Origin of the sequence: Haloarcula sp. NS06, assembly GCF_051122755.1 — an archaeon.
Lineage (GTDB): Archaea > Halobacteriota > Halobacteria > Halobacteriales > Haloarculaceae > Haloarcula.
Genome location: NZ_CP184844.1, coordinates 635325 through 659129, shown reverse-complemented (window position 1 = coordinate 659129; position 23805 = coordinate 635325). Strand labels below are relative to the sequence as shown.

The 23805-nt window shown below is 48.4% G+C and carries 17 protein-coding genes and 1 pseudogene; 9 read left to right on the top strand and 9 right to left on the bottom strand.

The window, feature by feature from the left end:
- Positions 1-495: 495 nt before the first annotated feature.
- The 6 genes from ACODNH_RS07060 (at position 496) to ACODNH_RS07035 (ending at position 5616) form a co-directional block, all read left to right on the top strand.
- Positions 496-981 (top strand): hypothetical protein, encoded by a 486-nt coding sequence (locus ACODNH_RS07060; protein WP_434531170.1) that lies wholly within the window; start codon positions 496-498, stop codon positions 979-981.
- Positions 981-1994 (top strand): tyrosine-type recombinase/integrase, encoded by a 1014-nt coding sequence (locus ACODNH_RS07055; RefSeq protein ID WP_434531169.1) that lies wholly within the window; start codon positions 981-983, stop codon positions 1992-1994. Before ACODNH_RS07060 ends, ACODNH_RS07055 begins: the two co-directional genes overlap by 1 nt.
- Positions 1995-2339: 345 nt before the next feature.
- On the top strand, positions 2340-2585 hold the full coding sequence (locus ACODNH_RS07050; protein WP_434531168.1) for a hypothetical protein: 246 nt from the start codon (positions 2340-2342) through the stop codon (positions 2583-2585).
- Positions 2586-2675: 90 nt separating this feature from the next.
- The gene (locus tag ACODNH_RS07045) at positions 2676-3116 is read left to right on the top strand and encodes a hypothetical protein (protein ID WP_434531167.1); all 441 of its coding nucleotides are present in this window, start codon (positions 2676-2678) and stop codon (positions 3114-3116) included.
- Positions 3117-3630: 514 nt separating this feature from the next.
- Positions 3631-4797: a tyrosine-type recombinase/integrase gene (locus ACODNH_RS07040; RefSeq protein WP_434531166.1), complete on the top strand. Its 1167-nt coding sequence runs from the start codon at positions 3631-3633 to the stop codon at positions 4795-4797.
- A 534-nt stretch (positions 4798-5331) separates the two neighbouring features.
- Positions 5332-5616 carry an AbrB/MazE/SpoVT family DNA-binding domain-containing protein gene (locus ACODNH_RS07035; RefSeq protein ID WP_434531165.1) on the top strand — a complete coding sequence of 95 codons (285 nt, stop codon included), beginning with the start codon at positions 5332-5334 and terminating at the stop codon, positions 5614-5616.
- 390 nt (positions 5617-6006) lie between these two features.
- Here the strand turns inward: ACODNH_RS07035 and ACODNH_RS07030 are convergent, their stop codons facing one another.
- A complete protein-coding gene (locus ACODNH_RS07030; RefSeq protein ID WP_434531164.1) occupies positions 6007-6366 on the bottom strand; it encodes a hypothetical protein in 360 nt (119 codons plus the stop codon).
- A gap of 54 nt (positions 6367-6420) precedes the next feature.
- Positions 6421-7056 (bottom strand): annotated as a pseudogene (locus tag ACODNH_RS07025) (IS6 family transposase).
- A 115-nt stretch (positions 7057-7171) separates the two neighbouring features.
- On the opposite strand from ACODNH_RS07025, the gene ACODNH_RS07020 reads away from it, so the two are divergent.
- Entirely contained in the window at positions 7172-7510 is a 339-nt protein-coding gene (locus ACODNH_RS07020; protein WP_434531163.1) for a hypothetical protein, read from the top strand.
- A 90-nt stretch (positions 7511-7600) separates the two neighbouring features.
- Here ACODNH_RS07020 and ACODNH_RS07015 read toward each other — a convergent pair whose 3' ends face one another.
- The 4 genes from ACODNH_RS07015 to ACODNH_RS07000 form a co-directional block, all read right to left on the bottom strand.
- Entirely contained in the window at positions 7601-9220 is a 1620-nt protein-coding gene (locus ACODNH_RS07015; protein WP_434531162.1) for a pentapeptide repeat-containing protein, read from the bottom strand.
- A 143-nt stretch (positions 9221-9363) separates the two neighbouring features.
- Complete coding sequence (locus ACODNH_RS07010; protein ID WP_434531161.1) at positions 9364-12828, bottom strand: helicase-related protein; 3465 nt, start codon at positions 12826-12828, stop codon at positions 9364-9366.
- Between the two features lie 30 nt (positions 12829-12858).
- A complete protein-coding gene (locus ACODNH_RS07005) occupies positions 12859-16299 on the bottom strand; it encodes an Eco57I restriction-modification methylase domain-containing protein (RefSeq protein WP_434531160.1) in 3441 nt (1146 codons plus the stop codon).
- Positions 16300-16852: 553 nt separating this feature from the next.
- Complete coding sequence (locus ACODNH_RS07000; protein WP_434531159.1) at positions 16853-17569, bottom strand: HD domain-containing protein; 717 nt, start codon at positions 17567-17569, stop codon at positions 16853-16855.
- Positions 17570-17712: 143 nt separating this feature from the next.
- On the opposite strand from ACODNH_RS07000, the gene ACODNH_RS06995 reads away from it, so the two are divergent.
- On the top strand, positions 17713-18360 hold the full coding sequence (locus tag ACODNH_RS06995; RefSeq protein ID WP_434531158.1) for a tyrosine-type recombinase/integrase: 648 nt from the start codon (positions 17713-17715) through the stop codon (positions 18358-18360).
- Between the two features lie 116 nt (positions 18361-18476).
- Here the strand turns inward: ACODNH_RS06995 and ACODNH_RS06990 are convergent, their stop codons facing one another.
- On the bottom strand, positions 18477-20417 hold the full coding sequence (locus ACODNH_RS06990; RefSeq protein ID WP_434531157.1) for a hypothetical protein: 1941 nt from the start codon (positions 20415-20417) through the stop codon (positions 18477-18479).
- A gap of 314 nt (positions 20418-20731) precedes the next feature.
- On the opposite strand from ACODNH_RS06990, the gene ACODNH_RS06985 reads away from it, so the two are divergent.
- Positions 20732-21022 carry a hypothetical protein gene (locus tag ACODNH_RS06985; RefSeq protein WP_434531156.1) on the top strand — a complete coding sequence of 97 codons (291 nt, stop codon included), beginning with the start codon at positions 20732-20734 and terminating at the stop codon, positions 21020-21022.
- Between the two features lie 43 nt (positions 21023-21065).
- Here the strand turns inward: ACODNH_RS06985 and ACODNH_RS06980 are convergent, their stop codons facing one another.
- Both ACODNH_RS06980 and ACODNH_RS06975 read right to left on the bottom strand, forming a co-directional pair.
- The gene (locus ACODNH_RS06980) at positions 21066-21686 is read right to left on the bottom strand and encodes a hypothetical protein (protein WP_434531155.1); all 621 of its coding nucleotides are present in this window, start codon (positions 21684-21686) and stop codon (positions 21066-21068) included.
- A gap of 583 nt (positions 21687-22269) precedes the next feature.
- Positions 22270-23730 carry an HNH endonuclease family protein gene (locus tag ACODNH_RS06975; protein ID WP_434531154.1) on the bottom strand — a complete coding sequence of 487 codons (1461 nt, stop codon included), beginning with the start codon at positions 23728-23730 and terminating at the stop codon, positions 22270-22272.
- Between the last annotated feature and the right edge of the window lie 75 nt (positions 23731-23805).

The window sequence follows — 23805 nt, the reverse complement described above, 5'->3', positions numbered from 1 at the left end:
ACTCGATTAGTACTACGGAAGTAAAATCTATAACTTGACCACGAAAATAAGCTATACCACTCACATAGCTTAGAAGATGAACTTTTCAACAAATTAAATTAATGTTATTTTCTCTGAATCTGTAGCTCAGCAGATTGTAGTTATTACAACTCCTCTGTATCAGATCGCCAGATGTGAGAGCGATCGCTTGTTTTCTTTATATACTGGCCAGATCGCAATATCTATATGTCAAGCAAACCATAACAATATTGCCACGCAGTCACGGTAACAACTAGCAGGCAACACGACGGTTGAATATACGGGCGCAATTGCAGATTAGTTGTGGTAATAAGTTAACTGAGTAGACACGCCTGTTGTCTGACTGTCGGGGCATCAATCAAGACTATCAAGTAAACTCATGGAACAACGAGAAGTTTCAGACTCCATCGAGAGGAGACGCGTTGAAAGCCACAGCTACAAAAAACGAGAGAAACAGGCGTCAGGAATTAAACAGCAATGACTGAAATTACCCGTCGACGAATTTCGCTCCCTGTTGACTTTGATAAACGATTGATCGAACTCGCTGAAGACCATCATTCAAGCAATGTAAGTGGATTTATTCGCTGTGCGGTGCAGTCGTATGAATCCTCACTGGATGAACAAGAGAGACGGAAAGAGATGCTGTCCACTCTAGAAGAACTCAGACGGGAAATTGACGAATTGCGCCAAGCGGTTGAGGACCCAGATGACAAAACCAGAATGACGGGACCCCCACCTGCAAAGTTGAAAACTCAAAATGAGTCCAAATTAAACCCGGCTTCAGTCCAGCGTAGCGTGCAGTCAGTGTTGCTCGACGAAGGAAAGCTCGAATTGGCTGAATTAGTGGAAGCTGTTGATTACGGTGTTTTAGAGACTCAAAAAGCAACTGAGGCACTTATTGAAAAAGAACTGATGGAAAAAGAATCCAACGATGAGACAGTTGAATACAAAATCAAAAAATAATGTCTGAAAAAAACCACTCATTTGACACAGGTATGGAAGTAGCAGATGAGTACTTGAACACGATTGTCGATTCAAATGTAGAGGTATCCACGGCAAAGAGCTATGAGACGAACTTGCGTCAATACGGACGGTATCTCGATCGAGAGGGTCTCTCCCCATATCAGGTTACCATTATGGAAATAAAGGACCATCTGGGGGCTCGAGCTGAACAAAATCTTTCTAAGAAAACAATATCCAATGATCTCACATCAATAAAAAATCTGTACGAGTTTCTTCGCCTCAAGGAGGAGACACAGCCCGAATTAGATTTGTTCCTGCTCGACAATATAAGCGCATCAGACTTTAATACACCAACACTTCCCGATCAAGAACCACTACTGATTACTGAATTAGAAAAGCTGTGTGAAGCAACCAATTGTTTCCGTGACAAATTATTGGTCGTAGTTGGTGGTGAAGTCGGTGCACGAAATGAAGCCCTACGTTTAATGAAATTGTCTGAGATTGATCTACAGTCCAACATGATTGACGTTAAGAACACAAAAAGTGGAGGTTCTGTAAATATCCCAATTTCTGATGAATTAGCGATGCAACTGGAGCGATGGATAAGGGTTGAGCGTAAGGCATATTCATCTAAAAATAGCGGCTATTTATTCCCGTCAAGAACTGATAAAAAATTAAACAGCAATAAATCACTCTGGGACATTATTCACGATGCATCAAATAAAGCCGGGATCCAGCGTGTGGTTTCAGAGAGGGAATTCAGTAAAGCAGAAAAGAGACATCATAATACAGAGAATGGGGTTCGGCGTCAGTATCGTGTGTCTCCTCATACACTCAGACATACATTTGCTCACCTACTTGAGGAGGCTGGTCTTTCTTCTAAAGCGCGCCGTGATGCGTTAGATCATGACAACTTATCGACAACAGAAGAACATTATTCATTCTCTGAGTCTGAATACGAAGAACAGATACGAGATCTGTTTCACGATAATGATAACGAAAGTCAACCATAGATAGAATTATAGTAATTCTTTTACTAATGCTTACCTGTCTCGAATTATATATTTGGGCTGGTAATATAGATATATCAGAACTGCAAGATGGTCACGGAATGACCATCTCAGACACTCAAGTCTCCTCTTTTGGGCGTCAAATGACCATTCAGTACCCACTGCCTTTTTACGTATGTTTATACTAAAATCAGTCCAAGGAAATTAATGAGCAGATCATCAAAATTACGGAATAGTATGAGTTCTTATGTATCTTCAAATGGTATGAAAGTCATTAGTTGGAAAGAGAGAAATCATCTCGAGTATTCTCATGTGAATTTCAAAACAACACTGTAACTTCTATTTTATATGGGAGACACTCCACCTAGAATTTTAAAAAGAGACGATAGAGGTCAATTGAAGAAACGTCGTGCTCGTATTAGCACATATAACGATAATATTGCGGGTGTCTGTATCTATCTTTCTCCATCAGATCTTGAACTACTTGGAATCTCCGTGAATGAAGTTTCCCACATTGCGTATCAAATTGATCAACAAAACAGTACAATCGATGTTAAAGGAACTCCAAAAGATGAAACAGCAAATCAGGGATAACGATCAGTCTATTCAATGGGTGATAGATTACGTAGCTAAATACCCGAGCTAATCTCGGGAAGATAAAGTAAGTTGCCTCCTCAATCATCAATGCCAGATATCACCGATGAAAAAGCCGTTGCGACGACTTATCCACCGGAGTCTCTCTATAATTCCTGGAGGGACCATGCAGATTCACTTGATTTAGCCATTAGTCAGTACATCATTCGGATGGTGGAAGCTGGGCGTAAGCAAGTCGATTTTCAGGAAACTACTAGTGATTCAGTCCGACAGCTCCGACAGCAACACGCAGAGCTTCATCAAGAACTTGAGCGACAGCGCCAAAGGAATCAGGAACTTGAGCGTCAACTGCATCAGACAGAGTATGCCGATATTCGCTCTTTTGTGGAATCGAATTCGGGAGTGACCTCTCCCGAAATCATACAGCAGGTCGCTAATACTGTCCCCGGCCGAGTCGCTGGTCATCTGGACGCGCTTGAGGGAGAACTAATCGAGAAACGGGACGGCCGCTACTATTCCATAGAAACCTGAGTAAATGCAGGCCTGCCACAGATTTCGAGATATAACATGAATCGTCGAAAGGGAACTAAGCCGGAACAGTTCGCAGGGCCATTTCAGGAGTATGAACAAATCCCCTCGCGGTATCGACTCGAAACCTATACTGTTCAATACCAGAATGAAGACACCTGGAAGCAGTACCGAGACGAAGTTCTACTCGAAAAATATGATTCGGATCATATGAAAGAAGCGGCTCACAAAGCCGAAAAATCTTGGTTATCACATATGACTGAGTGTGGGAGGCACCACGCGCTCGCAACACCAGAAGATGTAGATGCCTGGTCCCAACATCTTCTGAATGGAGATCGATGCCTGCGTACCTGTTATGAACACTACTTCGTTCGAATCTACAGGTTCTATGACTATCTGAAAGAGAATTACCGACATCCGCATCTCTACAATCCCCTCCTCTTAGCGGCAATCGAATACGAGGCTACACACGACATTTGGATGTACCGTATCGATAACCGCCCCGAGGTGGTTGGCCGTGGGTAGTGGTGATGAGAGTCGAACTACTGCCTCAGATAGATTGGAGACTGATGAAGTCGATAAAAAATTCGCTTCGGCTTTTAATCAAGAAACTGACCCACTGGCCCAATACAGTGATCAGTTTCAGGACCTTCCCGACCCGTTCGAATATTTCATCGCCAATGTCCTCAACAACCGAGATTCGATTGAAGATCCTGAAACGCTAGACCACTATCGACGTACATACCGACAATGGCGAAAGCACATCCAAGCGATCACTGCAAATCGTCACCCTGCATGCCCAAATCCGAAACACGTCCAGAGGTTCATTGAGTGGCGCCGGGATGTTCACGCGAATAACCCACAGACCATCAAGGGAAAGCTATCGAGACTAACTCAAGCATATGAATATTGGCAGGAGAAATCCAACTTTCCACATCCACCAGACTGGAATCCGTTCACACTGGCTCGTAAGGAAACGCGACTGGGTAAAAGCCAGAAAAAGGATCACTATGTACTTTCGCTATCGAACCTCCGGAGTGTTTTCCGCCAAACTGCGAACATCCGACGTCGGGCGATTATCGGTTTACAGTTGAAGCAAGGCCTCCGTGCAGGTGAGGTCTGCAACCTTCGGCTTTCAGATATCAACATCAGTCACTCAGAGTTACAGACCCAGTATCCAGAGTTGGGTACTCACCGAGCTTTCGGAGAGCACAAAGGCGCGATCTATATCCCGCATGATCGAGATGGAAACAAATCTTCGAATCCCCGCCTCATCCCAGTAGACGACGAACTTCGCTGGCTATTACTCCGTCATCTGCTGACTCGACCGCAGGTAAATGAACCTTGGGCCTTCCTTTCCAGACGCACCTTCACGAAGATGGTCCCACAAGGAGTTAATAAAGAATGGAAGACGACCTTCCACCCAGAGTATGCAGAGACAGACCAAAATGCGCCTATCACGAGCCACTATGGTCGACACTGGTTCAGTTCCTATTGCCGACTTGCTCAAGAGATGGAACGAGAACAAGTTCAGTATCTGAGGGGGGATCGCGTCCAGCCACTAAACGAATTTCCCAGTGCAATCGACGACTATCTGCATCCAAACTATGCTCTCATAGAAGAGCCGTATCGGAAACATATCTTCAAACTCAATATCCGATTCAAGCATACTCAGCTGGACTGAGTCAGACTAGAAGTTTCTGTAATCTGGCCTCCTGAGGTCATCGTATAGTTGCTCGGTCGCCTCTCCATCTCCGCCATCTAGCTGTGCTCGATAGCTCTCCAAGCGATTGTTAGCTAGTATTGTGGATCTTACACTATATCGATTACCAAGATGTTTGCTTGAAACCACGGTTAAAGGCATGAATTTTTCCAAACATTCTAGAAGTTAGCAATTTGTTCTGTCGAAGGCCTCTCTGTAGCCGAATTCGCAAGCAATGAAGCCTGCGGAAATCGCTTTCAGGAACTGTTGTGGGTCCTAAGCAATCCTGTTCCGCCTCCGGGTTTGAGATAGGCAGAGAAATAAAAGCGGCGTTAGACATCACGGACGACTGTAGAGATTGCGCTCCACGTAGGGACGCTTAGATCTGCAAAGCGCGTCATTGAAGCAGGAAGTACTGCCGCTAACAGTAATTGATAATCGATTTATCTACTTAGACTAGACCTTATTAACACTCTATGGAAAAACGGCTATATCAATTCCCACTCTATGTGTGATATGGCCAAGGTGGATTCGAAGGGGCGAATCGTCCTACCGAAAGAGATACGGGAAGACCTCGGGATTACTGCTGGGACAGAAGTATCCATCCGCGAAGAAGACGGCAAAGCGGTCGTTGAGCCCGAGGACAACCCCAAACAGATTATCGAACACATGGAACAGCTCATCGACGAGATGTCTTCCGAACAAGGGGAGACGAAACCGCTTAATAAAGGAGCTGACCCCATTGCCCAGCAGCATAGAGGCGCGATCCGAAGAGGCACGGAAGAAAACAACGAGGAGTGACGCGTTCGATACCGAGGTCATTCTCTCACCGACGAATTTAGCGAACCATCTACTAGTGATTTGCAGATATGGAACGCGGTTCCCCGAGACATCCCTCTGCAGGTGTGCGGTCACGTCATCTGATAACTACTAGTATTTCTTCTGGAGAACCCGGTGACCTAACCCAGTCGGTCCAGAGAGATCATAGTTATCTTCCTTCCGCAAAGGTAAGTAGTCCGAACTGTGTAAAATAGAGGGTGTATCCAAGAAGTCGCATACTAATATGCGTGTAGGGTGTCATAGAACGGTCGGCACGCCTGTTTCGAACGGTAAATACAGAAAAGGGGCCTTGTTTAGACGGTCAATTAGGTCAGCGCCCTCGTACAGTCACGCTGACTACAACGACATCTTTTATCGGGACTTTTGACCTGCCACCACCAAACGCTGAGAATCAAACGCAAGGTCAGTTCGGTCAAAAGAGGCGTAGAGTCGAATATTTTCGAATCCTGCTCGCATGAACATCTGTTTCAATTCAATTGGCGCGTACATTCGCACCACAAAGGAGAATTTTCCACGGTACTCCTCGCTATCATCATCAAGCACCCGAAACGTACTCTGCATTCGAGAGTCAGTGGGATCGCACTCACGTGTTTCAATGTACACCTGACTGTCAAGTGGAAAAACACCGTCAGTATCGAAGTTACTCAACACCCCTTCTTTGTTCGCCAGTTCAAGTAGGAGAACGCCACCATCTGAGAGCCGGTCGTACATACCGGCAAGCACCTCTTCGTTTGTCTTGTCATTGTAGTATCCGAACGGTAGTGTTTAGTTTGGAGCATTGTGCCAGCGAGCGAAACTTTGGAGCCATTTTTCGGCTGTTTTCGGTTCGACGTGGCTGAAGCAGTTCGAAAAAGACGACGTTCGACGCTTCAGCTCTCGGAAAATTCGCTCGACAGCGTTCCGATTTCCGTGGCGACGTATCTGAAATCGGAGCCTTGCTCATTGAAGTGCGGTTTGGAGGTGTTGAGCGCCATCCACGAGAAAGACGGCAGCTTCGACATCGTGCTTCTGCCGCAGTTCACGGAGAAATATTTCGGTAAGAGCGGTAGTAGTCGTCGTAAACAGCCTGACGTGAAGCAGTTCGTTCGTCTGTGGATCGGCGGCGGCGTACAGCCAAAATTGCTTGTCGTTGATCCGAATCACTGTTTCGTCGAGCGCGACTTGATTTGGTTCTTTCCCGGATTCTGGCTGTAGATCGGCTTTCTGGACCCAGTCGTGGATGGCTTTTCGACTGCGTTGGACACTCAGGCAATCGAGTAATTCGACGGTATTCGACAGTGACAGCCCCGCAACGTGCGATTGAATACCCAGCGCCATCGCTGGCTCGGGTGTCCGCTCGCGCTCCACAAAATCCAAATCAACCCACTCTCTATTTCCGCTGAGGCGGCTGATTTCTGGCATAGGCAGCAAGAAATCTGTCCGCCTCACCTTTCACGCTTAACTAAACACTGCCGGTATAGGGTTCTTCATTGGCATCTACTCAATCTTGCTATCGATCCCTGTATATATGCGCTCAATGGTAGTCGGTAGCCTCGCGTACTCGGTCAATATGCCTGATGCCGATTCCAAACCCTACCCAAAAAACCCGAAACCGAGCATCCTCGTTTTCATGAACCACTGGAACAGGATGTTGCTAAACGAGGAACAGTACATTCACAAGATGATTTTAGTCAGCTTCATCCGAGGGGAATTTAAGGAGGGTTCGGAGATGGGGATAGAAGTAATGAATAGAGTAGTATCTGATGAGCTAACATTAGAGGAAGCGTATGATGAGATGGTTAGAGAAGAACTCGGCGAAGACGCACTGGAGTCACGTTGGTTACGTAGAATAATGAAGCGGTATTTCGGGATGTAGAATCTGTCAAAATATGCGAATTTCAACAAAGTCAGGTTAGTGGCATTAGCTCAAACGGGTCTTAATCAAACCGCATAGCATCACAGATTATCAGAACCGCTCACGATTACCGAGAATGTAACCCAACAGTACGATAGAAAGTGTTCCAAAGAATGTTTCGAACATAACAATAACTTGTGCTCCTACACTAGATGGCAGCGGCGATGGGGGAGCAACTGTGAATGCAAGGACACTGAAAAGGATATTTTCTAAGGGTGTTGGCCTGACGCCCACATACGAGTATATTATCGTCGAAATCCCAAACAACGCCACCATCCAAATTAGGAGATTTCTGACCCTGACGCCATAACCAGTGAAAATCCGGGAGAGGAGAGATCCTAAATAATTTCTGGCACGCCAACCTCCTACGGCCTTCGCCTCACGACTTCGGGCACGGCGTTCCCTAACATGTATATCACGGGCTTTACCGATTAAACCGTAGTTATTGAACGCTGTTTTGAGATTGTGGTAAGCCTGTGCCGTGCTGTCCCAATCACCTGCGTCAAAGTCGGAACCTCCGTATAGCTGTCTAAAACCGAGTGAAAACCTGGAGGATGAATTGATTTTGTCAGCATTGAATCCCTCGTACAGAGGACCACCGATCGTCCCCCCATTCACAGATAAATTATTTAGGTTTGCTTCCCTGAGATCCGCTCCGGAGAGGTCAGCATTTGAGAAATCCGCGCCAGAAAGGTCGGCATGTCGGAGGTTCGCGCCGGAGAGGTCAGCATTTGAGAAATCTGCGCCGGAGAGGTCAGCATTTGAGAAATCTGTGCCGGAAATAATAGCACCCTGAAAGACAGCATTGGGCAGGTCGGCGTTTGAGAAATCAGTATCGGAAAGGTCAGCTTGCGATAGATTTCCATCCGAAAATTGGGTATCCGAGAAATTCATGTCGGAGAGATCTGCGTCCGAGAGATCGGCACCGGAAAGGTCAGCGCCTCTGAAATCCGCGTCTGAAAGTACAACATCCGATAGGGTCACATGGGAGAGATCAGCATTTGGTAGATCCGCACCAGAAAGGTCGGCATGCCGGAGGTTCGCGCTGGAAAGGTCGGCATGCTTGAGGTTCGCGTCGGAAAGGTCAATATTCGACAAATACGCGCCAGAAATATCAGCCTCCCTGAGGTACGCATCAGAAAGGTCGGCACCCGAAAGGTCCGCCTCGGGGAGGTCAGCACTCAGAAGATCCGCACCAGATAGGTTGGCATCTCTGAGCACTGCGTCGGAAAGGTCGGTATCCCTAAGCACCGCGTTCATCAGGTCTGCACGTTGAAGCTCCGCATTGGATAGATTTGCATCCCTGAACTTTGCGTCGGTCAGGTTGGTGTCCCTCATATATGCTTCGGGGAGATTTGCCCCCGTAAGATTCGAACTAGAAAAATCCGTCTGGAGAAGGTCTGCACCAGACAGGTTAGTGTTTGAGAGGTTTGCGCCAGTGAGGTCAGAGTCCTTGAGCTCCACCCTGCAGAGATCAGCATCCGATAAATCACTATCGCGCAAAGCGACATTCTCAAGTGTTATTTTATTTTTGAATTTACCGCTATGCAAATTTACGCCGTCAAGTAACTCCTGATAGGGCGAGTTCTGGTTTCGTATTGCGTCCGATGCTCGGGCCTCCTGGATTTTATGTATAGACTTTGTTGTTTCATCCGAATCAATGTGGAGCACACAACGGTCGGCTTCAGCCGAAGAGTTTTTTCGCCAGCAACAACTCTGCTGATTCGGTTTGTCGCCTATTTTGTGATCGGCTGGCCATGTGTAACCACAACGATTCGATGGAGAGCTACCCATGGTTATTATACACTAGACAGTCATTCATCCGACTCGTCTGTCCCTTCTTGTTGGGTAATCGTTGGAGCCATTTTTCCGGTCAGTGCGACATCTACATCCGTTATTTGTTCTGGTTCAACTAGTTCAATCTCTGCCGTTAATTTATGATGTAACCGCTCTATGGTGCCAACCCTCCCATACCGCCGGCGTCGGCGGTGAATCGTCTCAATCTGTTGTTCTGCCCAATCGCTCATCTCCCGGTCAGAGATCATTTCGATTATCTCCTCTGCTTCGTCTTCAACACCGAGATCCATCTCAGCATCCAGAACAGACTGGCATAACCGTTTCACTCGCGTTATTGTCCGGCTTTCGCCCGCATCCCGTTGAAGAATGTCGTTTTGCCACGTGCTTGTGGAGCTAATATCTTCAGTGAATGATGACACGACACCAAACACGTCTTCGGGGATGCTGTAGCGCGTTGGATCTGCAGATGCGATTATGTTGAAAATCTCTATTTCGTCTGTTGTCCGACGTGGGAAATTAGCGAAGATCATCTGTCCGGCGACCTCATCTCGTTGCAGGTTGTCTTCGTCAAAGATGGTCGTTTGCCACTCTTTTCGCCCAGAGTCGTATACAAGTGACACAAGCGTAACGAATCCTGTGTCGGTCTGCTCTGGCAACACAAAGTATTGTGGCTCTTCACGGCCTTCAACAGCCTCCAATGTTTCTTCTAACTCCCCAATTTCGATGCCGTGTTCCTCACAGAAGGCTCGGGCTGTACTTCGCAGATCATCGTATTTTGACCCGATACCTTCTAACCGGTCGTCACCGAAGTTCGCGCCGTCTTCGTCTAACCGTTCGTACGTCATCATGGTCTTGTGGACCTGCTCTTCTGCCGTATCCAGTATAGGGGCTGCATGACCGAACGTTCGCGCGATGTCACGAATCTTCTTTTGAATCCTGTCCATCAGCCCGAGTTGTTCCTTCAAATTGCCTGTGGGGACAAAATTGTAGATGAGAAGTTCATCGTGGCGTGTGGTGATCCGGTCGATTCGACCAATGCGTTGCTCCATCTTCATCGGGTTCCAATGAAGATCGTAGTTCACAAGCACCCGCGAATCCTGGAGATTCTGCCCGACGCCAAGCACGTCAGTGGTTATGAGAATGTCAATCTCTTCATCCGGGGTGACGTCGGCGTCTTGAGCTCGCGGAGCGAACCGCTTAACCAGTGATTCGTCAAAATGCTTGCCCCCATGTACGTACGCGACAGTCCGGTCGCCTCCACGACCGTCCACGGCTGCGATTTGTGTGCTATCGGGGTCTTCTCCCGTCAGTTGCTTAAATATGTGATAGACAGTCGGAACATACTGACTGAATACTAGTACTTTCTCAGACTCTAGTTCCCGGTCAAGAATAGATTGGAGACGCATGACCTTCGCATCACGCAACCCGTCGTCACTTTCTGTCTGCAAGACTGACTGTGCCTTATCCCGCAAATCCTTAAGTGCGATTAGGTCTTGGTCAATATCTTCGATAATTTCTTGACGTTTGTCACCGCTGACGCGACCGATTGCTTCGGTGACGTCGTCAAAGTCAATATCTTTAGCGAAGTCATCGGTAAACGTTGCTCTGATTTGCTCAACGGCTTGTTCTCGCGTTTTCGAGTCGCTTAATTCGCCGCGAGCAATTTGCCGGGTCACCCTTTCGCGTTGAATCAATCGGTCAATGGAATCTTCGAATGCTGCGAAGCTGCTTTCTAGACGTTTTAGCAGGTTGATCAGCATCAATACACTCGCGTTCTGATACTCAACGATGAGCTCTTCTTCCTCATCGCCGTCAGCATCGTATCGATCGGCACTCACATACGGGATGTTCAGTCCGCCAGTATCGGCATCTTCCGGTCCGAGAATCGTTTCGATGATCTCTGCATACAAGTCATCAAGCCTTGGATCATCCGGCGTGACGAGCCGTGGAATGCGGTCAGGAACTTTGATTGGCTCACCACCAATCGTGATCTCTTCGTATTCGTCTAAGATGTACCGGCGGTCACGTGAAATAACGACTTCTCGCAGGATAGATTCAATATCTTGTTCTAATTCATCGAGTTGCGACTGTTCGTGAGTGGAGAGGTCATCTCGACTGCTGAGGTTATCATACTCACGAAACGCGTCAGACGGTGTACGGCCATGTAACTCAATGTCGAAATCATCGTCGTCGGCAAAGACTTTCACGACATTCTCAACGTCACGGACAGAGTTCTGAATCGGTGTTGCGGTCAGCATGACGAATTTCTTCCCGCGTCGCCCGATCGATTGAAGTTTCGCATACCGTTGTGTCCCGGTGTTTCGTAAGTTGTGAGCCTCGTCGATCAGTACTAGGTCTACATTCTGCAGGCGCTGGATGTCCTGTTCACTTAGTCTAGATAGCCCGGCGAAACTCAGGAACGTCTTATCGGCGCGTGTCGGGAATTCACCGTCATCTTCGTCTAATAGGTCGTTCATCCACATCGATTTTAGCCGGTTTGGGGCGATGACCAGTACCTCATCGAGCGATGTCGTGTATTCTTTGACGAGTGGTGCACCGATGTACGATTTCCCAAGACCGACGCTGTCAGCAAGAATCACCCCGTTGTACTTGTCAAGCGGTCGGCGAGCTGCTCGGAACGCATCATCTTGGAATGCAGTGAGTTGTTCTTCGTATTCACCACGAATATCCTCCAGAAATGTCCCGTCATCCACTTCATATCTGAACTGTTCGACGATGAAGCGCTTAGTTGCTTCATATGGGGAAATAGTATTAACGTCGGCAACTGGTGGACCTTCGACCACGGGCGGTGTGGGCGGCGTGTCACCACCGCCAGAGACAGCGTCACCGAACTGCGAGTCCTCTATTCTATCGGCCATCAGGTCAGTATCAAATTCATCTGCGGCGGCCCATAACTCGTCGTACCAGTTTTCGAGGTACCTAATCGTAGCGTTGTCCTTTTTTTCGACGTTTAATTCGACGTTCCCCTGCAGCCCACTTGCCGACATATTTGACGATCCGATAATCGCCCGACCTAAGTCAACGTCATTTGGTGAGTTCTTAAACAGGTAGAGCTTCGGGTGGAAACGCGCTTTATTATAGATCCGAACATCCACTTGCCCAAGCTGAATGAACTCGTATAGACGCTTGACTCCAGGTTCAGCGTCCTCCTTGTCGAATTCATTTAAATTCTCACTGAACCCGCGTTTCAGCTCTTTGACCGTCTGGCTGGATGTATGTGTGCCGATAATGAGCCTAACCTCTTCGGTGTCTTTGATATTGTCCTTTACCAAGTCAAAGCCGCCGAGGTAGAAGTATCCAACCGCGATGTCGAGAGTGTTCGCGCGCGGTGCAAGCGCATTCACCCGGTCACTAACAGTGAACGTCTCATTGTCTAAAACATCGGAGTACGATGTCCAGTCCGGCGAGCCATCCTCTCGTTCAGGGTCGTCGGTCGGATTTGGAGTCGGTGAATCGGGCATAGGGATTGGATTACCAGAGGATTTAAACGATTAATACCAACGCGGAATGTATTCGACGTCCAGGCCGTAGATATTGGCAATTTCTTCGTCGATTTCTTTTTGCACGTCATCGAGCGTTCGATCGCTCTTCCCCGTTTGAACAGCAATTGCTTTATCAACACCATCGATAACAGCTTCCAATTGCTCATCTGTAGGGAGGGGGACCGGGATGACCCTCATATCAGACACCTGAACGTTAAGTGTCCCATTGATGAAGTGGTAGAGGACATATTTTGTTACCTCTGAATTCAGGATTGCGAGTAAGTATTTTGCTGGTGTGTGATCGGTCGTTGGGACGAGGACAACGCCACTGGAATCGACTACAGCGTTGTTGATATATCGGGCCTTGGTTTTGTATTTCCCTGCACCGCCGCGAGAAGCGAAAACAGCTTGTCGGAAGTAGTAGAACTCGCTCTCGTCGGCTTCAGTGTGGTCACGGTCTTCGGCAAAGTATGGAAGGTGAAGTCGCGCATTTCGGCGGTCGTGGATTTTCTTCAGGCTATCGCGGCTCCAGTCGATGTAGTACGTATCGTCTTTGTAATAGATATCGTCCTTGGACGCACCTTTCTCTATCTTCACCCACTTGTTCTTGTCCGGGTCAGTGATCCCTTTATGTTTTTCCCGGTCTGTGAGATTGGCTGCTGCTATCGTATCGGACTCGCGGACAACCCGACTCAACCACTTGTACGTATTATCGTTCTTTTCGATGTACGTGAAGTCATCATTTCGTTCCTTCAGTTTCTCAGCTCCTCTTGTTCCATCAAGATATGCCATATGCTCTTCATTATCGTCCGATTTCAGGCCTTCGCCGCCCCATGTGATAAGCCCAAGTAATGTCACATCACCAGGTTCTAGCTCGTCAAGATGCTGGCTTTTGATTTTATCAAGATTTTCTTGTTGGCGATCAACGTCGTAGAGTTCCTCTTCCCATTCATCAATCAGATTCGCCGCTGGCTGGATGTATTGGTCAAAAATACTCATTTCCATATCACCCGGCTCAAAGAAACTGTTGCGAATACTTTTCCGGTACGTGCTAATCGGCGTATGATAGGCCGCGAGATCATCAGAGTCAGTCACGCGTTCGATCATATCATCCCCCGTTGGGGCTGGAATGTGGATGAGATTCCTGTAACTAGTTATCGGAGCTTCCAGCCCGTTAACATACCTCATCTGATAGTTTTGTTCTTTCGCGTCAGTGTGTCGTAAGGTGAAAATTGCTGCGTTAACGGCTGCATCGAACGTGTCGATGTTCGTGAATAGCAACTCCTGTAATTTGTTCGCCTGTAATAAGTTTCGGGTAGATGTCTTCGTGGCGATTGTGCGGAAAGTTGAATTCACGATGTAGGTGAATACCCCGCCCTCACGAACGAGTTCCTCACCACGGAAGACGAACTTCTGATACCGATCATACACCATCTTCCGTACCGGCTTCACATATTCATCCCGGCGTTCCTCGTAGAAACTGCTGAGCGACGGCATGTAACCCGGGTTTGTTCCGCCCTTGTAGGGCGGATTCCCGATGACGATATCGAACCCGCCTTCCAAGATGACTTCCGGGACATTGATACTCCATTTGAACGGGCTGCCGTTGTCAAGATCATCAACGACGTCTGACATCCAGTGGTCTGAGGACTCCCAACTGATTTTCTTATCAAGTTCATTTGTTAGACGCTGCAATTCAGCGTCAATTTCCCGTTTTTCTTCACTGTGAGCATTGACGTACTCTTGCCGGAGCGTGGCTATTTGATTGATGAGCCCGTCTTCACTGTAATCACTGGAGAGACTACCCTGATACTGACCGTTTAAAAGCGTATCGCGTAGCTCGGTTGGTTCGTAGTCGCCAACAAGACTATTCCCAACGAAGAATTTCAACCCGAGGTTCGGGAGCGCGTAACGGTCGTTCTGCTCGGTGAAGTCATCAATCGAGATGCGGAGGTCCTGAATGAGGTACAACCAGACGCGGAACTTACATAACTCGATACCTCCGCTGTCGATGTCGACACCATACAATGAATCACGGATGAAATGTCGCTTAAGCTCAAACCGGTCTATATCATCGTCAAGGCTGGCAGTCAGGGCTTCCACACTTGCCACCAGCTCCTCGCTCATGGCAATTATGAAGGCACCACTCCCGACAGCCGGGTCAACCACTTGGACGCTCATGAGCTTCTCCCGCATGTTGCGAATCGTCTCGTTATCAATTCCGGACGGTGTGGTGTGGTTCCCCACGAGATTGATGACTGTGTCTTCGTGTGCGCTGAAATCCTCCAAGAGGTACTGTTTCAACGCATTCTTCGCCATATACTCCGTAATTGGTTTTGGTGTGTAGAACGTGCCCTTTTCTTCCCTTTCGGCCTCCAGCATGAACATTTCGAAGATACGGCCGATGAATTCGGGGTCAACAATCAGTTCCTGCTCGCTCGGGTTTGATTCACTGAGCGAGAATTTGTACCGGCGAAGGAAGCCGTTCGGCTCACCGTGTTCGGTTTCAGTCGGATCAAGTAGTGAGTCAAAGAACGCCGGTTCGATTGAGACATCCTCCTCTATGGATTTCTGCTCGAACAATCCACCGTTGAAGTATGGAATGCGGCCAAGGAAGTCGTATGTGTCCTGTGAAGGGTCGCACAGGGCATCAAAAAATAGTGGCTCGAAGAAGTCGTGGTAGACATGCATATCCGGGTCGTCACGAGCCGTTTTGTATTTGTTCTCGATGTAGTCTTTGTCGTCGTTGAGCCAGCGTTTCTCTTCAACGAATAATAAGAATAAGACACGGTTCACGACCATCCGTGTATACGAATTTAGGTTCTTGTCCGGGTCGGGCAGACCGGTGATTGCGTCTTGCAGATCTTCTCGGAATATCTCTCCAAACTGCTCGTAGAACGTGTTTGTGACTTCACGAACAGAGAACGTGTCTTCAACGTCAGCTGCGATTGAATTCCGGTTCTGTCCAGGAGTTACATATAGATTGTCAAGGAAATCTAAATAAATCGGCTTGATGTCTGTGATGTCCGGGGTGAAGTACTTTAGATCAAAGGTGTATTCGACATCTTCTGAGGAGAACTGCTTTGCAATATAGAGGAATGTGAGGTCGTCAGATATCGGGCTGGTTAGCGGGCCGTCGTCTGCTTCTCGGGACGCAATGACCACAAAGAGTTCATCGATTGTGTTGCCTTGCTGTTTGAGGTGCTTTTTTAAATCGCTAAATGATGGGGAATCACTACTCTGTCCAAGTTCGATGTAGCGAATTACACCGTTTCCATTTGAATCGACGAGATGGGCTTCGTACCAGTTGTTCGTGCCTTGATCCCGGCGGAGTCCCTCAGGAATACTAACAAATTCACCGTAATTTAATCCATCTTCTTCTACGAGGTAATCTAGAACATCAAACCCGGTTGTAATGTCAGCAATCTTTCCTTTTTGAACCGTGGACATATGTTATTAACTGCGTTCCCTCCCTACCCGCTTAAATACTTGCCAATCTGCTGGACTCAAAGTAGCAGGCTATAGACCGTCTGTATTCACATCCTCCAATGAGAGGGAAGGATTGTCACTTACTCCTGGACACTCCACTGACAGGTAAGAGACTTTCCGGACATAGTCAGTATAAGTTCGTGTAATTCTACTGACGCCAATCCCATCAATATTGTTGCGTCCGGCGAGTTGGGCTCGGAAGTTGGTTTAGGGACTTTCTCATTAGACGTACCACGGTCCGAGTATGATTTTCATAAGTACCAGGGTCATTATGTCTGGTTTGGTAGGAATCACTGACTACTCGCGCTTTATCCATCTGGAAATATATTATCAGAGTAACAAAATCAGAAGACCAATCTAAAGAGGCACGAAATCACGTATTGGCTGAGCTATACCGGACTGCTGAACACCGCTAAAGACACTGGTTTCGGGGCTCAGAATGCTGTTTGTCAGGCGGACATGGGTGAGCCAGCGTCGCCGTTCTCGTTGGGGCGGGCTATTCCTGCTGCGAATGCTATGGGTCGCCCATCCCGGTCGCCACGTCGTCAAGGTCTTCTTCGACGGCCATTTCGGCGACTTCCATCTCCAACCACTCTTGGAACCAGCGGGTCCGCTTGAGTCGCTGGTGAATGATGGATTCAGCGGTGTCGCTCTCGACGCGTTCGCGTGCGTCCTCGCCGCGCTCAATGACGCGATCGACCATCTCGGCCGCATCCATGTGCGTCCGGGACTCATAGCCCATGCGCAACAGTATCAGGGCGGTCCCATTGGTACCAACCTTATCCAGAATATCCGCCTCAATGAGGCACTGGACTTCTAGAGGCAGGTCCTTCAGCGGCCCCTGGTACGAGTGGGCCTCGACGGCTGTGCAAACCTGTTCAATAAACGATTCGGGGTAGTCACCGTGTGCTGTCAGATACTCCCGGGCGATGCGGGCGCCGGCCTCCGCGTGGACGTCCTGTTCGGCCTCCAATTTTGCGATGTCGTGAAACAATGCCGCCACGCGGGTCACGTCCACGTTTGCGCCCTCACGTTCGGCGATGGTGGCCGAAATGTCGACGACGTTGAGGATGTGGTTGAACCGGTACTCCGCCGAGTGCCAGGGGTACCAGCGCATCCGGCCGCCCTCGTCCTCGCTCTCGACACTGGCAGCCAGATAGTCGTGGACGAACTCCTGCATCGCGTCGAACGCCTCGTCCGAGACTGGTGACTCCCTAATCTCGACGCCCACAACGACACCTCCGGCGATAGGTTCCGGTATTCATCTTACAAATAAGAAGGTCCGTTCGACTCTTTAGCGTTACGACAGGGAGAACTCCTACCATACTCGGCTCTGCTGGATTCAAACGGCATCACAAAACCAATTTTCGTTCTATGACCTTCTCGAGTCATATTAGCAATATACGTCGCCGGGCAATTACTGGCACTCAGCTGAAAGAAGGAATCCGGGCTGGAGAGGTCTGTAATCTCCGCATTTCAGAGATCCATATCAGCCACCAGGAATTGCAAAAGCAGTATCCGGAACTCGGAACACATCCAGCACTCGGAGAGCGGCGTGATGTTATGTATATCCCCCACGACCGAAGTGGCAACAAATCCTCAAATCCCCGTCTTCTCCCTATTGACGATGAGATACGTTGGTTACTACTACGACACTTGCTGACCCGTCCACAGGTTGACGAGCCGTGGGTATTCCTATCCAAGAGGACATTTACGCAAATGACTCCCCAAGGAGTCAATGATGAGTGGAAGGAAGCGTTCCATCCAGAATATTCGGAGACAGATGATTGTGCTCCAGTCACCAGTCACTACGGACGTCACTGGTTCAGTTCATTCTGGAGACTCGCTGAGGGTTTAGAACGCGAACAAGTCCAGTATCTGCGTGGAGACCGAGTCCAACCCATTGATGACTTCCCTGACGCCATCGATGAATACCTGCACCCAAACTACGAACTCATTGAACAGACCTATCGTCAGAATATTTTCAAGTTCAATATTTCTCTGGAACATGCCCAATTCTGATGCTTCGCGCTCGGCCCACCGTACATAAGTTCATTGCGGATTCTACAATCTCAGTCTTGTTGAAACCCTCAATCAGAGATGGTTTCAGTAGCTCTCTTGGACCAATAGGAAGAGCCCTAATAGTTTACAGAGATTGAGTCTAAATACTGAGTAACTGAATCAGGTGTAATTAACAATCTGTCGGCAGCGTGGGCTAAAATTCTATTAATAACAGGTTGTGCCGGGATATCAAAATCGGTCTCGCTCTTGATCAGTAACTCAGCAGCCTCGGTAAGGAGATGCTTTGCATCCCTGCGATGAGTTGTCGCAGTGACGCTATCAGACGATTTTGCTGCGTCGCTTATTAGACAATCGGCCTCAAGAATACGATTATATGCATCAATTTGATTTTTAATCGGCTCATTTATTTCATCAGAGCTGGCTTCAATCGTATTCAAGAAGTCTACCGCGGATTTCATCCCCTCCTTGTCCTTAATACACTCACACACTGCGAGAATTTCGTGTAGGCGAGCTCGGCTGTATTGTGAGCTATTATCTGAGAGAGAGAGTTCTACAGCATTAGCGAAGACAGTCGCTGCTTCTTCATGATCCCCAAGTTGCAAAATCTCAGCACCACGTTCAAGCAGGGTATCAACATCTTCTGTAGAATCATCTGAAACATCAGCTCGTAGGAATTTACCCCTCACAGAACCCTTGGTGAATTCGGTGATTTTAGTCCTGATTGGAATTTCTCGGAGTGGTCGTCCCCCTTCAATCTGAACAGGTATATTTTCATAGTCGGTTATACCGATACCCCCATTCCAAGTATTTACCTTTATAGAGAGTTCTTCTCCGATAGACAGTGTACTATGAGTGGTTCTTTTCGGTACTTCTACCCGCACACCATCTGTTTCAACACTAACAACAACAAGTGACAGGTGAGTATCTATATCTGGAAGCGATGCTGGTGTAATAACAGGGATATCAGGATATTCAGCGAGTACACCCTTATGGAAGGTGACGACCTCGTCTTCTGTGGGTCTACTGGATTCCGGAAGAGCGGAAACTGAGGCGACAATTCGTTCTCCATTGGTCTCGGTAATTGCTGCTCTCAGTGACTTGTCTGGTTGTGAAGAGGTTCTTTGGACTTTGACAACTCGTGGGCCGCAGGTCCCATAAATATAGTCACCACTGATATCATCTACTGAAATTTTAATTTCACCTCCAACTCCAACGGGTTCTGAATCTTCGTTGAGAGGAATTGGGCGTGCAATTAAGATATCCTCATGATCGTCTACAATCTCGACCCTGATTTCTTGGTGACCTTTGAGGTGGTCACTCAAAATCACGATACTCCACGGACCCTGGAAACCAATTCCAAACCCATCACCAATGATATTGATATAGACGGAAACATCGGACTCTGATAGGTTCTCTGGTGAGTCTTTATTTCTGATTCCGAGAAGTTGGTTCAATCCGCTAAGACCAGTATACTCTCCAAGGTCATCGAGATCATCCTGAAATTTATGTCGGTAACTGCCGGTCCAGAGTTGAGGGGTGAGGCAGTAAGCAAGACTCTCTGCATACTGGCCTCCAATAGTCATTTTGCCCTCCGTGGTTCTCGGGAGTGAACCGATATTGAGTTCTCGGCCCTCTCGTGGTTCCAACATCGCATTGCCGTTGTTGCTGAATCGATTAATCTGTCCGATATGGACGTTTTTCGAGGGTATAATTCCCGGAAAGTTAGGATTTGCTTCGGACGGCTTGTAGTCTGTCTTTTGGGGTTTGTTCGCTGGTGCGTTCTTTTTATTTGGTGATGATGAGTTAGAACTACGTGGTAAAAGATCTTGAGCCTTTCCGCCAACATAGGCGTGAGAATCAACATAAGACCAAAGCATATCTTGTTGCTCATCAGAAAGAGATTCAACTGATTTTTTTGTCACCTTTGAAACACCACCAAGCTCAACTTCACCCGGGGTTTCAGATTTGAAATGAAGGTCACCTAGAACCCTGAGTGGTCGACAGACATCTCGTGGTATTTCGACTTCATCGCCTGGTGAGGGAGCAGAATATCCCATCTTTCTAAGTAGTCGAACGGCGCTTAGCGTGACTTGATACGTACTCGGTCGCGCATGATCTGGATGGGGCTTCCATCTAACGATCGATCCATCTTCTGTTGTCTTATTCCGGAGAGTAGCCATATATTCATAAGACCGACAAGAAGTTTGAAGATGCCGGTTTAATTGATATCTCGGTTTCCGTAATAGACCCAATGTATAACGATTTGTCAATGTAGAATTTGTATTCCGTGGACCTCCAATGTGTTTCCAGAGATTGAAGAAGAATGCAAAAAGACCGATTGATTATATCATAAGAATCTGTAGGGGGTGGTATGTATATCGAGGCCGGAACAGTCTATGAACACGACAAGCATGGGGAGGTTGTCGTTCTTGATATACTCCGTGTGTACCAAATATATGAAAGCGACACTGCTGAAGGGACGAACAGCTCCGTTGTCGTCCGGTTAGCTGATGAGTGGGATGCGTACGGCCCACTTTGGGGTCGCAGCCAGGCCGAGCCACTCAATGCGTTTCTCACTGCCGTGGGGGATCCCATCGACAATGTCACCTTCAGCACTCCTGAAATGAAGGGTAATTCGGCTACCAAACCTGACAACTACTAGCCGCGTAGCGATGATGGGGTGTAGGCGATCAGTGGATTGGTGGCTACCAGGTTAGTGGATAACCGGATCGCCCGAGCATAACTTCAGCAAGTAGCCGGCACCCCTGACGAAGGTCTTGGTCACGGGCCGTTATTTTCGTGTCCGTGGGTTGTTCACCAACAAACCGACGTTTCTCGGGAATTGTAACCGCCCGACCGTCTGGAAGAACTGCTAGCCAAGTGACGGGGACGTGATACTCATATGCGTGACCGTCATTTGGGTAAATTCTTGCATCGCCTTCGGTTGGAACCCCATCGTATGGTGCACGAGTGATGCCGAACGCTTTGAATCCCCCTGAATAATTCACTTCCCCCTTGCTGACATAAGAGAAGATTCCGTCCCCGGGATTGATATTTGTAAGCTTTTGTTCGAATTTCTCGGGGCCATATGTCACAACCGTTCCTGCTTGATAGATTTTCGTACCGTCGTCTTTGAGATGTTGCGCATTTGTATTGACGATGTGGAAATCCATCTCAGACTCGTCGTTAACTAACTTATCGATCTGTACGCCCATCGGCCCTTCACCCTCTTTGAGGCTCATTTTGGTTTTTGGATTGACGGTGGTTGTTATTCGATCCCGTTCTTGATCTTCGTCTTTGCGGGTTGAGTTTTCGTCTTTGGCCATTGGCAGACTTGGGACCCATCTCATGAGTAATTAGCCCACCCAAATAAATCTTGGGAGCGCATGATACGTATGAGTGCTGCCCCAAGCCCTCTCGCGTACACGCGAACTATTGGCCACCCCATTTGTTCAACTGGAACACGCCATTCCGAACTTTGCATGGTGTCACTCAGAAACCCCTATGGGATAGGTGATGTATCGTATCGAACCGAGATTCTTCGCAAAAATACGTCGCAGTACGTCGATTTTGTCACCGGGTCATCTGCTAGGTAATATCTGAATATGGAACGCCTTTCCGGCAAGGCTCCCTCTCCAGCTGTGCGGCCACCATACTGATCTTCTACTAGATAGCCGTTGTGACAGCACTACCACTCGCGTATGCAAAGATGGCTTGCCGGCTGAACAGTGACCCGACAAAGTGGCTCCAAAACCGGGACATAGTCACCCCATGAGACCGACGATGTCAGGACGAACCATACTGTCTAACTGATGTACTGAGAAATAAGTCAACCGGCACATACCACACACTACTGCACTCTCACTAATCTCTTAGACTGCTCTGTACCCTTTGGGCTGTGAGGAGCGCTCACTCGGCGATGTTTTCCTGCCGATTGTGATTTGGACAACACACACGCCCGTTCTCGACGGTTGTGTCACCACCTTCAGCATGCATCACGACGTGGTCAGCGTCCCATTCGCTCCAGTCAACTCGCGCCCGGTCACGCGCCACAGCGATGTCCTCATCGTCGTCCAGCTGCTGTTTCTCTTCTTCGAGGCATTCCTGGCAGATGCGGTCGTCACGGAGGAATATCTCGACGCGTTGGCTGTGTGAGAACAGTCGTTGGTCGTCCACCTCGGTGACGCTCGGGTCGCTCTTCCAGAACTCGTTCGTGATGATCCAGTGGCGTGCGGAGACGGCGTCGGCGTTCTGTTGGCTGTTCGCCTTGAACCGCATGATTGCGTCGTCGTCGGTTGGTTCGTTCTCGAAGCGGTTGTACCAGTCTCGTGTAAATTCTCGGACAGCCTCATAGTGCCCGGTGTTAAACCGGTAGTTTCCGAATTCCAACTTGCGAATCAGCGTGTAGAGGCTGATGATAAAATACTCGTTGTCGAAGTAGACGACACTCCCGTCATCTTCAGTCATGACCGCATCCGAGTAGATGTCGTAGAGGAGATTCAGCATCTGGTCAACGCGCTGGATCGGGTCGCGCTGCTTGAACTGTTCTTGTGGCTCGTCTTGGCGGAAGCCTTCGGTTTTGCAGTCGAACAGTTCGGTGACGCGGTGCCCGGTGATTTTGGTTGGGCCGTTATCAACTTCGATGAGGATGAACCGTGCGAGCAGCCCGAGATGTTTCAGACGGTTATTCCCGTAGTTCAATAGGGGGAAAAAGTCGTGCCGGTCGGGGTTGTGGTCAAGACTCGTGTAGGCATCCATGTCGAATTTGATGTCGTCGGCACGGGTGACGATGTAGTTCCTGACCGGGCTGTATATTTTCGAGTGGTTTTCCTCAAGATTGTTCAGAGATTCACCTTGTTGGAGTCGCCAGAACACTTGCGTCGCCAATTCCTGATGACGTTTGTCGGTTGGATCGTTAATACCTTGAAGCGTATCTACGGTAATGGTGCAAGCCTGCGCAAGGTACTGTTGTTCTTCATCGTTCAACTCCTCATAGGAGTTCCCGGAGAAATTCGTATCGTACTTCTCATCAAACCGGTACAGAGCGTCGTTCTCTGGAAGCTCAAATTCGTCGTTGAAGTAATCCTGAATAGCGGTAATGCGTTGTTGCCCGTCAATCACTTCGTAGTATTGTTTGGTTTCATGTTGGACCGTACGTAGAACGATTGGCGGGATGTAGAGCTTCCGCAGGAAGCTCTCCATGAGGCTGCGCTGGTCGCCGACACTCCAGACCGATTTCCGCTGGTACGGCGGACGCTTTATGAAGTCATCGCGCTCCTCATCAAACCGAATGAGCTTCCAGTTCGTCTGCTGCTGGAGGAGATCACCCTGTACCGGAATCGCCATACCTTCGAGTGTCACTTCCAGCATATAGTAGCTTCCACTAGTTCGCCGACAGCACGCCAGTTATGGAATCCGCGGCCAGTACTACACTACTTCCCCGAG

Excerpts from the sequence above, each read along its gene's own strand:
- ACODNH_RS06975 (WP_434531154.1), bottom strand. The coding sequence starts at position 23,730 with ATGCTGGAAGTGACACTCGAAGGTATGGCGATTCCGGTACAGGGTGAT.
- ACODNH_RS07005 (WP_434531160.1), bottom strand. The coding sequence starts at position 16,299 with ATGTCCACGGTTCAAAAAGGAAAGATTGCTGACATTACAACCGGGTTT.
- ACODNH_RS07060 (WP_434531170.1), top strand. The coding sequence starts at position 496 with ATGACTGAAATTACCCGTCGACGAATTTCGCTCCCTGTTGACTTTGAT.
- ACODNH_RS07020 (WP_434531163.1), top strand. The coding sequence starts at position 7,172 with ATGGTAGTCGGTAGCCTCGCGTACTCGGTCAATATGCCTGATGCCGAT.
- ACODNH_RS07010 (WP_434531161.1), bottom strand. The coding sequence starts at position 12,828 with ATGCCCGATTCACCGACTCCAAATCCGACCGACGACCCTGAACGAGAG.
- ACODNH_RS07045 (WP_434531167.1), top strand. The coding sequence starts at position 2,676 with ATGCCAGATATCACCGATGAAAAAGCCGTTGCGACGACTTATCCACCG.
- ACODNH_RS07055 (WP_434531169.1), top strand. The coding sequence starts at position 981 with ATGTCTGAAAAAAACCACTCATTTGACACAGGTATGGAAGTAGCAGAT.
- ACODNH_RS06990 (WP_434531157.1), bottom strand. The coding sequence starts at position 20,417 with ATGGGATATTCTGCTCCCTCACCAGGCGATGAAGTCGAAATACCACGA.
- ACODNH_RS06985 (WP_434531156.1), top strand. The coding sequence starts at position 20,732 with ATGTATATCGAGGCCGGAACAGTCTATGAACACGACAAGCATGGGGAG.
- ACODNH_RS06995 (WP_434531158.1), top strand. The coding sequence starts at position 17,713 with ATGACCTTCTCGAGTCATATTAGCAATATACGTCGCCGGGCAATTACT.
- ACODNH_RS07030 (WP_434531164.1), bottom strand. The coding sequence starts at position 6,366 with ATGTACGACCGGCTCTCAGATGGTGGCGTTCTCCTACTTGAACTGGCG.
- ACODNH_RS07050 (WP_434531168.1), top strand. The coding sequence starts at position 2,340 with ATGGGAGACACTCCACCTAGAATTTTAAAAAGAGACGATAGAGGTCAA.
- ACODNH_RS07035 (WP_434531165.1), top strand. The coding sequence starts at position 5,332 with ATGGCCAAGGTGGATTCGAAGGGGCGAATCGTCCTACCGAAAGAGATA.
- ACODNH_RS06980 (WP_434531155.1), bottom strand. The coding sequence starts at position 21,686 with ATGGCCAAAGACGAAAACTCAACCCGCAAAGACGAAGATCAAGAACGG.